This is a genomic window from Streptomyces mirabilis (assembly GCF_039503195.1).
Taxonomy (GTDB): Bacteria; Actinomycetota; Actinomycetes; order Streptomycetales; family Streptomycetaceae; genus Streptomyces; species Streptomyces mirabilis_D.
In genome coordinates this window covers 1,765,004-1,779,606 of record NZ_JBCJKP010000001.1, presented here as the reverse complement: position 1 = coordinate 1,779,606, position 14,603 = coordinate 1,765,004, and the positions used below count along the sequence as shown (strand labels likewise).

Sequence of the window (14,603 nt, the reverse complement as noted above, 5' to 3'; positions counted from 1 at the left end):
GTTGACGTCGTAGGCCCTGAGTGGCCCGTCATCGCGTGCTGCCCTTGATGCGCGGCACAGCGAACCTTTCCCCACCTGAACCGTCGGCGTCCTCGACGTGCGCCGGGTGGCGGACTCTGTCTTGCGCGACCCAAGGGGTTCTCCTGTGCCGGACGATTCCTCCTGTCCGCCCTCCTCCTCGTCTTCCGCCGCGTCCGGCTCGGGGCGTCCTGTTCCGCCGGCCCTCCGGCGCGACGCCGACTTCCGCCGACTGTGGGTGGGACAGACGGCCTCCCAACTCGGCGAACACGCGAGCCTGGTGGTCCTTCCGCTGATCGCCGTTCTCACACTCGACGCCGATGCCGGCCGCTTGGGCGTCCTCCGCGCGGTGGGGCAGGCACCGACCCTGCTGCTCGCGCTCCTCGTCGGCGCGTGGGTGGACCGATGGCGGACCCGCACGGTGATGGTGCTGGCGGACCTCGGCCGGGCCCTGGCGCTGGGCGGCGCCGCCCTGGCCGGACTCCTCGGCGGGCTCGGCCTGCCGGCACTCCTCGTGGTCGCCTTCACGGTCGGGGTCCTGTCGGTGTTCTTCGACGTGGCGTACCAGGCCTCTCTCGTACGACTGGTGGCACGCGACCGGTTGACGCGGGCCACCAGCGCGATCGAGGGCAGCCGCTCGGCGGCGCAGATCGTCGGCCCCGCCCTGGGCGGCGCGCTGGTGTCCCTCCTGTCGGCGCCGATCGCCGCCGCGTCCTGCGCCCTGTCCTTCGCGGGGTCGTTCCTGTCGATCCGGCGGATCCGGCACCGCGAACCGGTCCCCGAGCGGTCGGGACGGGCCCCTCGGGTCTGGCACCGGATCCACGAGGGCCTGCGCTTCGTCGCCGGGGACACCTGGCTACGGACCGTGGGCCTGGCCTCGACCGCCTTCCAGTTCTCCTTCGCGGCGACGATGACCGGCTATCTGCTCTTCCTGCCACGGGACTTGCACCTGTCGGGCAGCGTCGTGGGGGTGACACTCGCCGCCACGGGGCCGGGCGCGCTCCTGGGTTCTGTGCTGGCCGCCCGGCTCCCGGGCCGGTTCGGTCACGGCGTGGTGCTCGTGTCGGCGGCTGCGCTCGGCGACGGCGTGATGCTGTGTGTGCCCGCGCTGAGCGGCCCCTCCGCGGTGACGATCCCCTCGCTCGTCGCGGTCAACTTCGTGTTCGGGACCTTCGGCCAACTGGTGAACGTCACGGTCATGGCCGTGCGGCAGGCCGTCACCCCGGACGGGATGCAAGGCCGCGTGGCCGCGACGATCACGTTCGTCGGCATGGGGGCCGCCCCGCTCGGCTCGCTGTTCGGCGGCTTTCTCGTGGGGGAGTGGGGGCTGCGCACCAGCCTCCTGGTGACGGCCGCCGGCATGATGCTGTCCCCGGCGCTGATGGCCCTGTCCCCACTCGCCCGCCTGGGACGCGAGCTGCCCCCGCGGGACATGCCGCCCGGCCATCGCTTTCTCCCACCGGGCTGAGCGGTCGCGGCGTTCAGCCGCCGAGGCCGCTCACCTCTGCGTCTTCGACCCGTTCGGGTAGCGGTCGCGCAGGGGCGGGGCTCGCCGCCGGGCCCGCTGTGAAGACGAAGGCGTCGCTGTCGTCGAGCCGGCGGCCGGTCCTGGCGTCGACGACGACGGGCTCGACCTCCTCGCCGCTGTCCGCGTCGACGAGGATCATGCTGAAGTCGCTCCCACCTCTAGCTCGAGGCCAGCTTTCGGAGTATCAGGGCGGAGAGCGGCGTGGGGAGGGTGCGCAGGGTGCGGACCAGAGTTGTCGTGGTCCAGGGGAAGTACGCCTGTGCCGGTTCTCTTTCCAGGGCGCGTACGACGTGTCGTGCCGCGCGGTTCTGGCTGACTCGGAAGGGCTTGGGGAGACCGTCGGCGCCGACGCGGTCGGTTGCGACGAAGCCCGGGTGGACGGTGGTGAACCGGATGCCGTGGGGCGCGAGTTCGACGCGTGCGGTGTCGATGAGGGTGCGGGCAGCGGCCTTCGCGGCGGAGTAGGGACCCTGGCGGGGGATGCCCATCAGGCCGGCCAGCGAGTTGGTGTGGGCGATCAGTCCTCCGTCGCGCTGGGTCTTCATCTGTGCGATCAGGGGGACGAGGTAGTGGACGACGACGTCGTAGTTCAGGGCCGTGATCCGTGCGATGTCGGCCACGGTGACCTGGTCCATGGACATGTCCGGTCCTTGGCCTGCGTTGAGGAGCGCGATGTCGACGGATCCGTACTCCGCGACGCACGCGGCCACCACGGCGGAGGCCGCCCCCGGGTCCAGGGCGTCCGCCGCGATGTCCCGGCAGGCGCTGCCCGCGGTTCGGATCTCCTCGGCCACGGAGGCGAGTTCGGGCGCGCGCCGTGCCGTGATGACCAGCCGGTTGCCGTTGTGCGCGAGTCGGCGTGCGACCTCCGCGCCGATGCCCGAGGAGGCACCGACGATGAGGACGGTGCGGTCGGTGATGCGGGTCATGGTGTCACCTTGCCCGGAGGACGGGCCGTCACAGGAAGTGCCGGCCCTCGCCCCGGTACGTCGGTACGGTGTCGACCACCTCGCCGCCGCTGACCAGGTGGAGTTCGCCGACCCGCTCGCACAGTTCACCGGCCTTGGCGTGCCGCAGCCACACCCGGTCGCCGATGCGCAGGGCCTGCGCGGGCTTGCCGAGCAGCGGGGTCTGCACCTCGCCCGCCGCTTCGGTGGCGGTGACGCGCAGGCCGGGAGGCCAGGCCAGGGTGGGCAGCCGGTCCTTGCCGGGTGGCCCTGACGCGATCCATCCGCCGCCCAGGAGCGTCGCGATCTTCGGGGAGGGGCGGCGTACGACGGGCAGGACGAAGTACGCGGCGGGGACGGGCCGGAAGGACCGGTAGAAGTCGAAGAGCCCGGGACCGTACAGGCCGGAGCCCGCCGCGAGTTCGGTCACGGCATCCTCCCGCGTGGTGGTCTCCAGGCTGCCGGTGCCGCCGCCGTTGACGAACCGCAGCGGGGTGACGGCACGTACGGCGGCGACCGCGGCCTCCCGTCGGTGGCGCAGTTCCTCGACGGAGGAACGCTGCATCGCGCGCACGACGGCCCGCTTGAGCAGTGAGCCGGGCTGGTTGTCGCCGAGGCCGGCGACCTGGCCCTCGTACCCCATGATCCCGGCCAGTTCGAAGCCCGGACGGGCCGCGACCTCGTGGGCGAACGCGGCCGCCTCCCGCGGCGTGTGCACCGGGGACCTGCGCGGCCCGAGGTGGAGACGGCCGCCCGCCAGTCGCAGGGCGGCGTCCAGTTCAAGGCAGACGCGGACGCGGGTCTGCCGGGGGCCGGTCGCGGCATCCACGAGGTCGAGGTGCTCGACGCAGTCCACCATCAGGGTGATCCGGGAGGCGAGCCGTTCGTCGGCGGCCAGCCGGCGCAGCGCGGTGGCGTCGGTGGTCGGGTAGCCGACGACGACGTCCTCGAACTCCTCGGCCAGCCACAGGGCTTCGGGCAGCGTGAAGCCGAGGACGCCCTGGAACCCGGGGCGGGCGAGAGCCCGGCGGATGAGGGCGCGCGAGCGCAGCGACTTGCTCGCGAGCCGTATCGGTTTGCCGCCCGCGCGGCGTTCGAGGTCGACGGCGTTGGCGTCGAAGGCGTCCAGATCGATGACGCCGAAGGGCGGCTCCAGGCCCGCGGTCGCCGCCCGCAACCGGTCGTAGCGCCCCTGTTCCGCGGGGGCGGACCGGGCCGGGGTGGTGTCGGTGGTCATCGGTTGTTGTCTCCTCGCTCGTGCACCACGGCCGTGGCCGGGGCGATGCTCCTACTGCGGCGTTCCGCCATGGCCGCCACCCTGGGGATCACGAAGCGCATCAGCCGGGGGAACACCCCGGCGACCCGCTGGACGCGTCCGCCGACGGCGGGGTGGACGACTTCGACCGGCTTCTTCACGATCGCGTCGACGATGACCGAGGCGACCTTCTCGGGGGTGAGCGGCTTCTCGGCGAAGGTGATCACCGCGCTGGGGTCGGCCATCTCCTGCTCCAGCATCGGCGTCCGGGTGCCGGGCGGGTGGATGATGCTGAACGTCACCGGTCCGCCTCGCTCCTCGATCGCCACGCTGTGGTGGAAGGCGCGCAGCCCGTGCTTGGTCGCGCCGTAGGTGGTGTAGCCGGGCAGCGGCAGGAACGCGCTCATGCTGCAGACGGTGATGATGTGCCCGTGCCCCTGGGCGCGCATCCGGGGCAGCGCGGTCAGCGTCCCGGTCATCGGGCCGAGCAGGTTGACCTCGACCATGTGGCGGTGCTGTTCCAGGGACAACTGGCGTGCGTATCCCGTGTGGATGATCCCGGCGTTGTTGACGAGAACCTCGACGGGGCCGAGCCGGGCCGCGGCGGCGTCGAAGGCCTCCTCCCAGGCGTCCTGGTCACGGATGTCGAGGGGGATCGCGCAGGCGGCGGGGCCGAGTCGGTCGGCGAGGCGGGTGGCACCGGCCAGATCGATGTCGGCGAGGGCGACCCGATGGCCGCGGCGCACCGCCTCGCGCGCGGTGGCGGCGCCGATGCCACTGGCCGCGCCGGTCACCAGGACCACGCTCATCGCGGCCTCCCCTGGCATGCGCCGCCGCTGCCGTACGAGGTGCCGACGTGGGCGCCGTACGGAGTGTCGTGGGCGCCGTCGCCCGTTCGATGTCCGTGCATGTGAACTCCCGGGAGGCGGGCGGGGGATGGCCCCGTGGACGCAGTGCGCGTGTCCGCGAGCGAAGGGGGCGGGTCGGCCGTCGGGGAGGGCCCGTGCGTCCGCGGTCAGGACGGCAGGACGTACGCCTCCAGCCGTGCGCCGTCGAGCTGTGCCGCGCGCTCCGGGTCGTCGGTGGGGACGGTGGCGGCGTACAGGGTGTCACCGCGCGGGCCCGCGACCAGGCAGCTGAGCGTACGTTGGCTGGTGGCGACGCGGTCCAGGATCGTGCCCCCGGGGCCGACCCGGACGCACTCGCCGCGCAGCGCGTTGGCGACCCAGGCCGTGCCGTCCTTGCCCGGTGCGATGCCGTCCGGGGCGATGGGGGTGTCGGAGCGGTCGGCGATCGCCTGGTGGTCCAGCAGGGACGAGACCCGCCGGGTGATCCGGCCACGCAGCCCGGGACTGTTGAGGGACCTCCACAGCCAGGCCGGGGCCAGCGGAGCCCAGGGGCGCGGCGGGCCGAGCCGTCCGTCCGGCAGCACCGGCAGCGCGGTGAGCCGCATCGCCAGTGTCTCGGCGACCAGCAGGGTCCGCCCCTCGTCGAGGAGGAAGCAGCCGTTGGGGAACACCAACGGCTCGCTCAGGCCCAGCAGTTCGCCTTCGGGTGACAGGCAGGCGAGCGGGGCCGTGGGTGGGCCCGGCGGTGCGTAGAGCATGGCGTTGGGCCGCTGTCGGACGAAGCCGTGGTAGTCGAAGCCGAAATTGCCCACGTAGGCGCGGCCCTGCCCGTCGACGAGCATGTCGTTGACCGGGCCGCCTGCGATGTCGCCGAGGTCCGCGTGCACGACCAGGGAGCCGTCCGGTTCCTGGCGGTGGACGCGGCGTCCGTCCATCGAGACGACCAGCATCCGCCCGTCGGGCAGCCAGCCGAGGCCGCCCGCCCGGCCGGGGACCTCCAGCACAGTCTCCGGCTCCCCGAGGGTGTCCCAGCGGTGCACCGTCCCGTGGGCGAAGTCGCAGAACCACAGCGCGCCGTCGTGCCAGCGCAGGGACTCCAGCGTGCCGAATCCGTCCAGAACGACAGTGGCTTGCGGTCGCACTTCCGCCTCCTGAGGGGGCTCGTGCCAGGCGTCGGGTTCCGCTACGGTCGCCCACCGCGCGGAAGTAAGTCAAGAGTCTTGGACGCTTGACTTACTTCTCTGCGGATCCGCGCTCCGAACCGACGCGCGGTCGGTGGGTCTGGCTATCCTGGCGGACGAACCCGCAGGTGAAGAGGGGAGATCGTGTGTCCCGTATGGCGGCGAGCGACCGGAGGGCCGAGCTCCTCGAGGCCGCGATCCGGGTCATGACGCGTGACGGCGTGGCCAAGGCCACCACCCGTGCGATCGTCAACGAGGCCGGTATGACCCTCGGGGCCTTCCACTACTGCTTCGACTCCAGGGCGCAGCTCCTCGAACGCGTCACCGAGACCCTGACCGAGCGCTACGTCGCCGAGGTCCGGGGCCTGTTCGCGCCGCACCGGGACATCCGCGACAGCGTCCTCGACAGCCTGCACGCGTTCTGGAAGGGGTTCGAGGCCAACCCCGGCGAGCATCAGATCAGTTACGAGCTCACCCAGTACGCGCTGCGCAATCCCGGCTTCGAGCACATCGCCAGGAGACAGTACGAGATCTTCCTGGCCGCCTTCGCCTCCCTGCTCGAACTGGCCGCCGACAACGCCGGGATCGAGTGGACGCAGCCCGTGCCGATCCTCGCGCGGTACGTGCACTCGGTGATCGACGGCCTGAACATGACCTGGCTCGTCGACCGCAACAGCGAGCACAGCGAGGCGGTTCTGCACCTGCTCGCCGACCACCTTCTCCAGTACGCCCGACCGTCGGCCGCCTGACGCGTGCGCCGTCGGCGGCTTGGAATGCGCTATGATCGATCTTGAGCAGACCGCTGGAAGTCTCGGCGGCCGACCTCGCGTTGGTGGTCCAAGGAAAGACGCCCCGCTTCCTGCGGGGAGATGCAGGTGCAAGGCCTGCCCGGCGCTCCACAGAACCCCGCCTCCGGTACTCCGGAGGCGGGGTTCGCTCGTTGCGGCCGGTGCTGTCAGCGGTCCCGGAGGGGCGCGTTCGAGGTGCGGGTCCAGGAAAGGACACCGGTGAGCGCGATCCGCAGGAGGGCGCGCAGTTCGACGTGCAGGGGGGCCCTGCCGTCGGCGGCCTGCGTCCACCGGTAGAGAAGCCCCAGATAGGCGTCGCGCAGCATGTTGCCCGCCACCACCGGGTCGATGTCGCGGGCGATGTCCCCGCGGGTCTGCCCCATCGTGATGACCCGGGTGAAGACGTGCCCCGCGTAGTCGGGCTCCTCGAGGAGGGGCTGGCCCGACCTGACCCAGGCGGTCAGCATCACCCGGGTGAGGTCCGGCTCCGCTTCGTTGAAATCGGCCAGGGCAGCCATGCACCGCTCCAACTGGACGGTGGCGTCGTCGTCCTTGTGCGAGAGCGACTTGTCCATGAAGGTCCGCAGGTCGTCCTGGCGCTGCTCCGCCCACGTCGTGACGACGTCTTCCTTGCGCTGGAAGTGATTGAAGAACGTTCCCCGGGCGACATCGGCGCGTTCCGCGATCTGGTCGATCGTCGTGCGTTCGTACCCCTGCTCGGCGAAGAGCTCCAGAGCTGCCGCGTACAGGCGGTCGTGCATGCGCTGCCTGCTCCGTTCCCGCCGGCCGGGGGGACGTACGGGCTGGGAATTCTCAACCGTCATCGGCTCTCTCTTTCTCTCGGCTCCGACCGGACGTCTCCGCGAACCTTCGGAGTCGACGACGGGCATCCCTACCGTCGTGCCAAGAGACCGGGTCCACGGCGACCGTATCGGTATACCGTAGTCCATTAATGTATTGCGGTTCTAGGTGCGGTACGTGACGCGTTGAACGCCGGAGCGGTCGTACCGCGTGTGGTGCGCGCGGTACGACCGCTCCGGCTGAAGGCGACCTGGTCGCCGGGACAGGCCTCAGCGGCTCCGGGGCTCGGGCGCCGCCTCCTCGCGGAGGTCGGCCGCGATGGCGGCGGCGCTCTCGTTGCCCAGCAGACGGCTGGTCGGGAGATCCACTCCGAGTTCCCGGTGCAGGATGCGCCTGAGCTGAGTCGCCATCAGCGAGTCGAGGCCCAGGTCACGCAGTGACCGCCGTGGATCGACCCGGTCGACGGTGGTGCCGAGCATCGTCGCGGTATGGATGAAGAGGCGCTCCGCGGGCGGACGGGAGGCGCGCGACCGGTCGGCCCCCGGTTTCGGCAGGGGAGCCCGCTCGACGGGAGGAAGCGCCGCGGGCGGCGGCGCCGTGGCCACGGTCATCGCGTCGGGTTCGTGGTGCGCCGCGTCGGACCGGCCCGGCGAGCGGACCATCGCGATGCCTTCGAACTCGGCGAGCACGCGTCCGTCCGGCGCGGTGAGCAGGACATCGCAGCGGGTGCGGTCCCGGTCGGCTTCGGGGGCCGAGCGGGCCGTGCTCCAGTACTCGCCGCCGGGTGCGTCTGCCAGCAGGACGCGGGCGAAGGAGAGGGGCAGATGGGCCCGCGTCGGGTCGTCCGCCGCCGTGGAGTGCGGCCAGGCTCCCAGCATGGCCAGCAGACCGGCCTCCAGAGCGCCGCTCGCCGCACCCGAGGGCGCGTGCAACCGCGCCACCGCCTCGCCCTCCCGTCGCCACACCTGCCGTACGGTGCGCAGCGCCGGGGCGACGGAGTACCCGCGGGCCTCCGCCCGCCGGTAGAACTCGGCGCCAGGCACGTACTCGCCGCACCGGGTCAGCGCGCCGTCCAGCGGGGCGAGCCCGGAGGCGTGGGACGGTGTCGCCGCCGCCCGTGCGGTTCCCGCCACGCACAGGGCGGACGCGCCGGACCCCTCGGAGACCACCTCGACCGCGAAGGTGAACTCCCCCTCTCCCGTAAGGGGTTTCCTCTCCTCGGCCAGCGGGTCCCTTGCCCCGGCCGATCGATCCAACCGGATCCGCACCGTGGTTCGCGGAGCGTCGGACAGGAGCGGCAGCCCGTCACCGATGCGGGTGTCGAGCAGCTCGACCGGTCCTTCGCCGATCAGGTCGCGCACCGCCTCGGCGACCGCCTGCAGAAACACCGCGGGCGGCACGGGGGACAGTCCGCGCACCGACACACCCGTGTCCAGGTCCGCGATGCCCAGCCGCGACAGCAGGACCTGACGTTCGTACAGCCGCACCGGAACCGTCGACGGGACGCTCTCGACGCGGTGGTCCTCCGCGTCCCACGTGTACAGCGGCAGCGGTATTCGGCGTTTGTCGTCGCCGTACCAGCGCCGCCAGTCGACCCGGGCGCCGAGGGAGAACGCCCGGCCCATCGCGCGGGCGGTCGCCGTCGCCTCGCTCTGCAGCCGGACCAGCGTGGTCACCACCTTCGGCGCCACGCCGGCCGCGCTCTGCACGTCGTCGATCGCCTGGGCGAGCAACGGATGCGGGCTGACCTCCACGAAGATCACGTCCCGGGTTTCGGCGAGCTGCCGCACGGTTTCGGCGAAGCGCACCGGACGGCGCAGATTGTCCACCCAGTAGGCCGCGTCGAGGTCGGAGCCCCGCACGGAGGCGCACCGGACGGTGGAGACCATCTCCGTCCGCGACGGCGCCGGCTCCACGTCCGCCAGCCGTGCCAGCAGGTCGTCGCGTATCTCGTCCATGAGGGGGGAGTGGGAGGCGACATTGACCTTGACCCTGCGGCACAGGACGGCGCGCCGCTCCAACTCGCCGGCGATCTTGTCCAGTACGACGGCGTCGCCGGCCAGCACGGTGGCGCTGGGCGAGTTCTCCACCGCCACGCACACGTCGTCGCCGTACGCCGCGACGAGTTCGTGCGCCTCGGCGGGGGACAGCTCCGTGGCGAGCATCGCGCCGCGGCCCGCGAGGCGCTGCATCAGGCTGCTGCGGCGGCAGATCACCCGTGCCGCGTCCCGCACGGACAGGGCACCGGCCACGCACGCGGCCACGGCCTCTCCCATGCTGTGTCCGACGACCAGGTCCGGTTCCACCCCCATGCCGCGCCAGTGGGCCGCTAGCGCGACCTCCACGGCCCACAACGCGGGCTGCACCCTCTCGACGGCGTCGGCGAACTCCGCGCCGTCGTCCAGCAGCAGGTCCACGACCGACCAGCCGAGCTCCTCGCGCACCGCCGCGTCGCACTCCGTCAGTGCCGCGCGGAAGGCGTCGGAGGTCCGCAGCAGTTCCCGGCCCATGCCGCGCCACTGCGAACCCTGCCCCGAGAAGACGAAGGCGACCTCGCGCGGACCGTCGAAGCCCGCCTCGTGCATCCCGCCGTCGGGCGTCGGCTCATCCGCCGCCAGGGCGCGCAGTACGTCGGCCAGGGCGTCGTGCGAGTGGCCGACGGCCCACAGACGGAAGGGGTGTGCGTCCCGGCCCGTCGCAGCCGAGCGGCAGATGTCGCGCAGCCGGTGGCCGCGGCCGGGTCCGTCCGGCCCCAGATGCTCGGCGTGGCGGGCGGCCAGCCTCCGCAGGGCCGTGGGGGTGCGGGCGCTGAGGACGAGCAGGTGCGGGCCCGCGTCCTCGGCCGACCGCGGTGTGTCGGTGTCCGGGCGCGCTGCCGCTTCGGGGACGTATTCGCCTATCACCGCGTGCGCGTTGGTCCCCGACAGGCCGAACGAACTCACTCCGAGCACCGCGCGGTCGCCCCTGGGGCGCAGTGGTGTGTTGCGGTCCGCCACCGTGACGGGGAAGCCGGGCTCCGTGAGCTGGGGCTGGGGCGACTCCAGGTGGAGCGAGGCGGGCACCGTGCGGTGCTTGGCCACGAGCACCGTCTTGATGAGACCCGCGATGCCGGCGGCGGCCTCGGCATGGCCGATGTTGGTCTTCACCGAGCCCACCAGCAGCGGTGCCCCGGCACTGTCCTCGGCCCCCAACGCCTCGGCCAGCGCCCGCAGTTCCACCCCGTCACCGACGGTCGTACCGGTGCCGTGCGCCTCCACGTAGTCCACCTGGGACCCGCTCACCCCGGCACTGCGCCAGGCGGAGCGGACCATGGCTACCTGCCCGGACACCGCGGGCTGCAGGAGCAGGCCGCTGCCGTCGCCGTCGTTGGTCACCGCGCTGCCCAGCAGCAGGGCGTGCACCGGATCGCCGTCCGCGAGCGCGTCGGACAGTCGCTTGAGCAGCACCGTGCCCACGCCCTCGCTGCGCACGAAGCCGTTCGCGGAGCTGTCGCCGAACTTGCACCGGCCGTCCGGCGCGAGCATCCGCCCCTGGGAGTAGGCGACCGCGTCGGTGGGTGTGAGGATCGTGTTGACCCCGGCGGCGACGGCCAGTTCGCACTCACCGGTGAGCAGGCTCTGGCGTGCGCTGTGCAGGGCGACCAGGGAGGACGAGCAGGCGGTGTCCAGCACCAGGCTGGGCCCGCGCAGGTCGAAGGCGTGGGAGACGCGGCCGGCGGTGACGGCGCGCAGCCTGCTGCCCGCAATCGCCCGCACGTCCGCCGTGGCCGACGGCCCCGTCGCGTCGCCGTATTCGGCGGTCGCCTGCCCGACGAACACTCCGGTGCCGCTGCCGCGGACCGTGGAGGGCGGAATGCCGGCGTCCTCGAACGCCTCCCACACGACGTGCAGGAGCAGGCGCTGCTGCGGGTCCATGGTGCGCGCCTCGCGCGGCGATATCCCGAAGAAGGCGGCGTCGAAGTCGAACACGCCGTCCAGGAAGCCGCCGTGACGGGAGATCAGCCGGTCGGGCGTGCCGGGCCGCGGGTCGTACCAGGCGGCGACGTCGAACCTGTCCCGCGGCACCGGTACGACGGCATCGGTGTTGCTCTCCAGCAGTTTCCAGAACTCCTCCACCCCTGGTGCACCGGGGAACCTGCATCCCATACCGATGATCGCGATCGGTTCGACTGTGTTCACATCCGCGCCTTCCTGACGAGTCAGTAGTCCAAATCTATACCGAAGAACAAACTTGATCCGAAGTCCTTTTGATGAAGGTGTCGTTAAGGGCGGGTCATGGTGGAGGGAGCGTGTGTAACAAACGCCACATGAACGGATTTTGACGGCACCTTTGCGCGCCAGGTGTCCGTGGCCCTACCGGTTCCCCCGGGGGAATCCGGTGACCTCGAGTCAACTATTGAACTCCAGTACATCCATGTGCTTCAGTTGCGACGCGATCCCCACCACCGAGTGCGAAGGAGCAGGCATGCTCACCACCAGGAAGCTGGGCCGTCAGGGGCTGGAGGTCTCAGAGCTCGGCCTCGGCTGCATGGGCATGAGCCAGTGGTACGGCGCCACGGACGACCGTGAGTCGGTCGCCACCGTCCACCGGGCACTGGAACTGGGCTACACCCTCTTCGACACCGCCGAGGCCTACGGACCCCACGACAACGAGGTGCTGCTCGGCCGCGCGCTCGCGGGCCGCCGTGAACAGGCCCTCATCGCCACGAAGTTCGGCTTCCCGATGAAGCTGAAGGACGGCACGACGGCCGAGGCCGACAGCCGTCCCGAGCACATCGTCGAGGTCGTCGAGGCCTCCTTGAAGCGCCTCGGAACCGACTACATCGACGTGCTCTACCAGCACCGCGTCGACCCGAAGGTGCCGATCGAGGACGTCGTCGGCACCATGGCCGACCTCGTACGGCAGGGCAAGGTCCGCTATCTGGGCCTGTGCGAGGCCGGCGAGAAGACCATCCGTCGCGCCCACGCCGTCCACCCGCTGTCCGTCGTGCAGAGCGAATTCTCGGTCTGGGAGCGGAACCTGGAGGACGGGGTCCTGCCCCTCCTGCGGGAACTCGGCATCGGCCTCGTCGGCTTCTGCCCGCTCGGCCGGGGCTTCCTGACCGGTGGCGTACGGCGCGCCGAGGACTACCCGGCCGACGACTTCCGGCACCACGACCCGCGTCTGCAGGGCGTCAACTACGACCAGAACATGGCGATCGCCGCGAAGATCCGGGAGGTCGCCGAGCGCCACGGCCTCACCCCGGCCCAGCTCGCCATCGCCTGGGCGCTGCACCAGGGCGACGACATCGTCCCCATCCCGGGCACCAAGCGGCGTACGTACCTGGAGGAGAACACCCGCTCCGCGACGGTGGCGCTCGGCGTGGACACGCTCGCCGAGATCGACGACGCCGTGCGCGCCGATCTGGTCGCCGGCCCTCGTTACAACGAGCGAATGATGGCCTACATCGACCGCTGACTCCTCCCGGCCAGGTTCTCGAGAGCCGTCCTTCGACGTGCCGCTCTCTCCTTTTCCCGCAGCAGAGCCCAGAGCCAGAAACAGATCCTCAGGAGCAGCCGTGGACATACCGCACTGGCAGAAACACTGGAACGACCGCCGCGCTCCCTTCGCGGACGAGTGCTGGCAGGCCCGGGACGCCTTGTTGTCCGATCTGAAGCAACCCGGTGTCGCACAACAGCGCGTCCTCGCCGACGTCATCGACATGAGCGCGGGTTCGGTCCACTGGCGGGAGCGGGGCTACGACGCCGTCGCCGCCGAACCCGGCCTCTTCCGCTCGGTGCTGCCGATCATGCGCTACGACGACTTCGTACCGGAGATCGAGCGCGAGACCCGTACCAAGGGCGGAACCCTGACCTGCAGTCCGGTGCTGCGCTGGCTCAAGACCAGCGGGACCACCGGAGTCCCCAAGCTGGTGCCCTACACCCTGCACTGGCTCCTCACCTACCGCATCCCCGCCATGAAGGCGATGTGGGGCACGTACCTGGAGTACCACCCGGAGCTGCTCGACCACCCGTACGCGACGCTCGACACCCAGACCGTCCGGGAGGACGTCTTCGACTTCGTGCACGGGATCGGGCACCAGGCCGTCAGCAACCGACACCCGCAGATCAACAGTCGCGACTGGAATCCGCCGTGGTACGAGTCGCCGTGGTTCGGCCCGGGCGTCCCCAGCGCCCACGAGGGCCGCATGTACCACCGCATCCGGCACCTCGTCGGCAGGGACCTGCACTACATCTCGGCGATCAACCCGAGCACCCTGATCTCCTTGCGGGACCTGCTGGCCGCACACGGCACGGACCTGGTGCGCGACCTGCGCGAGGGAACGCTGGAGGGCAGGCCGTACACCGAACCCGACGAGCGGGCCGCGCGGCACCTCGAAGAGGTCCTGCGCAAGCCGGACTTCAGCCTCAAGGACGTGTGGCCCTCCCTCACCCTCTACACCTGCTGGCTCTCCGCCTCCGCCGGGCTGTACGCGGCCAAGCTGGACGCGGTCTTCCCCGGCGTCGACAAGCTGCCGTTCATGAGCTGCGGCACCGAGGGGGTCACCACCATCCCGGTGGACGACTCGCCGCACAGCCAGCCGCTGGCCGTGGGGCAGGCGTATTTCGAGTTCGTACCCGCCGATGTGCCCCTGGGTGAACTCGTCGACCGCGGCGAGCCGGTTCACACGCTGTTGTTCGACGAGGTGGAACCCGGCCGCGACTACCACCTCATCATGACGCAGGGCAACGGCCTCTACCGCCTGTGGACGGGCGACATCTACCGCGTCGACCGGATCGTGGACGGCACCCCGTGGGTCCACTTCGTCCACCGTGACGGCATCTTCCACTCCTTCACCGGCGAGAAGATCACCGAGTCCCAGGTGACCGAGGCCATCCGGCGGGGTCTTGCGGCCAGCGGCCTCGGCACCGGGCTCTACATGTGCGGACCGCGGTGGGCGGAGCCCCCCTACTACATCGTCGTCGCCGAGGCCCCCGAGCCGTCACCGCGACTGGATCAGGCCCTGTCCGCCGACGTCGACAGCGCGTTGCACGAGATCAACATCGAGTACGCGTCCAAGCGGGACAGCGGGCGGCTCGGCGCGCTGGAGGTCGTCACCGTGCCCCACGACGCCCTCACCACCTACATCGAAAGCCGCCGCCAGGCGGGCAACGCCACCCAGTACAAGTACAAGCCGTTCCAGCAGGACATCGACTTCGTCGCCGCCATGTCCGGCCGCATATCCGGCCGCTGAAAG

General features: G+C 71.3%; 10 protein-coding genes and 1 pseudogene. 4 read left to right on the top strand and 7 right to left on the bottom strand.

Annotated elements, in window-relative coordinates; genetic code table 11:
- The first annotated feature begins 145 nt into the window (after window positions 1-145).
- Complete coding sequence (locus AAFF41_RS08620) at window positions 146-1,486, top strand: MFS transporter (RefSeq protein ID WP_319745374.1); 1,341 nt, start codon at window positions 146-148, stop codon at window positions 1,484-1,486.
- 13 nt (window positions 1,487-1,499) lie between these two features.
- Here AAFF41_RS08620 and AAFF41_RS08615 read toward each other — a convergent pair.
- The 5 genes and pseudogenes from AAFF41_RS08615 to AAFF41_RS08595 all read right to left on the bottom strand — a co-directional run.
- A pseudogene (locus AAFF41_RS08615) lies at window positions 1,500-1,691 on the bottom strand (winged helix-turn-helix transcriptional regulator); the annotation flags it as partial.
- Between the two features lie 13 nt (window positions 1,692-1,704).
- Window positions 1,705-2,475, bottom strand: coding sequence for an SDR family NAD(P)-dependent oxidoreductase (locus AAFF41_RS08610; protein ID WP_319745378.1), 771 nt, complete (start codon window positions 2,473-2,475; stop codon window positions 1,705-1,707).
- Window positions 2,476-2,503: 28 nt separating this feature from the next.
- Window positions 2,504-3,730, bottom strand: a complete 1,227-nt coding sequence (locus AAFF41_RS08605) for an amino acid deaminase/aldolase (RefSeq protein ID WP_319745381.1) — start codon at window positions 3,728-3,730, stop codon at window positions 2,504-2,506.
- Window positions 3,727-4,557, bottom strand: coding sequence for an SDR family NAD(P)-dependent oxidoreductase (locus AAFF41_RS08600; RefSeq protein ID WP_319745385.1), 831 nt, complete (start codon window positions 4,555-4,557; stop codon window positions 3,727-3,729). Before AAFF41_RS08600 ends, AAFF41_RS08605 begins: the two co-directional genes overlap by 4 nt.
- 206 nt (window positions 4,558-4,763) lie before the next feature.
- The gene (locus AAFF41_RS08595; RefSeq protein WP_319745388.1) at window positions 4,764-5,738 is read right to left on the bottom strand and encodes an SMP-30/gluconolactonase/LRE family protein; all 975 of its coding nucleotides are present in this window, start codon (window positions 5,736-5,738) and stop codon (window positions 4,764-4,766) included.
- A 194-nt stretch (window positions 5,739-5,932) separates the two neighbouring features.
- Here AAFF41_RS08595 and AAFF41_RS08590 point away from each other — a divergent pair, with 194 nt between their 5' ends.
- On the top strand, window positions 5,933-6,526 hold the full coding sequence (locus AAFF41_RS08590) for a TetR/AcrR family transcriptional regulator (RefSeq protein WP_319746059.1): 594 nt from the start codon (window positions 5,933-5,935) through the stop codon (window positions 6,524-6,526).
- A 206-nt stretch (window positions 6,527-6,732) separates the two neighbouring features.
- Here the strand turns inward: AAFF41_RS08590 and AAFF41_RS08585 are convergent, their stop codons facing one another.
- Entirely contained in the window at window positions 6,733-7,326 is a 594-nt protein-coding gene (locus AAFF41_RS08585) for a TetR/AcrR family transcriptional regulator (protein ID WP_319745391.1), read from the bottom strand.
- Between the two features lie 309 nt (window positions 7,327-7,635).
- On the bottom strand, window positions 7,636-11,544 hold the full coding sequence (locus AAFF41_RS08580; protein WP_343323789.1) for a type I polyketide synthase: 3,909 nt from the start codon (window positions 11,542-11,544) through the stop codon (window positions 7,636-7,638).
- Between the two features lie 286 nt (window positions 11,545-11,830).
- Between AAFF41_RS08580 and AAFF41_RS08575 the strand changes: the two genes are divergently transcribed.
- Both AAFF41_RS08575 and AAFF41_RS08570 read left to right on the top strand, forming a co-directional pair.
- The gene (locus tag AAFF41_RS08575) at window positions 11,831-12,823 is read left to right on the top strand and encodes an aldo/keto reductase (protein WP_319745396.1); all 993 of its coding nucleotides are present in this window, start codon (window positions 11,831-11,833) and stop codon (window positions 12,821-12,823) included.
- 100 nt (window positions 12,824-12,923) lie between these two features.
- A complete protein-coding gene (locus tag AAFF41_RS08570) occupies window positions 12,924-14,600 on the top strand; it encodes a GH3 family acyl-acid amido synthetase (RefSeq protein ID WP_343323788.1) in 1,677 nt (558 codons plus the stop codon).
- The last annotated feature ends 3 nt before the right edge of the window (window positions 14,601-14,603 follow it).

Coding starts and splice junctions, on each gene's coding strand:
- AAFF41_RS08610 (WP_319745378.1), bottom strand. CDS start 2,475: ATGACCCGCATCACCGACCGCACCGTCCTCATCGTCGGTGCCTCCTCG.
- AAFF41_RS08605 (WP_319745381.1), bottom strand. CDS start 3,730: ATGACCACCGACACCACCCCGGCCCGGTCCGCCCCCGCGGAACAGGGG.
- AAFF41_RS08600 (WP_319745385.1), bottom strand. CDS start 4,557: ATGAGCGTGGTCCTGGTGACCGGCGCGGCCAGTGGCATCGGCGCCGCC.
- AAFF41_RS08590 (WP_319746059.1), top strand. CDS start 5,933: ATGGCGGCGAGCGACCGGAGGGCCGAGCTCCTCGAGGCCGCGATCCGG.
- AAFF41_RS08585 (WP_319745391.1), bottom strand. CDS start 7,326: ATGCACGACCGCCTGTACGCGGCAGCTCTGGAGCTCTTCGCCGAGCAG.
- AAFF41_RS08575 (WP_319745396.1), top strand. CDS start 11,831: ATGCTCACCACCAGGAAGCTGGGCCGTCAGGGGCTGGAGGTCTCAGAG.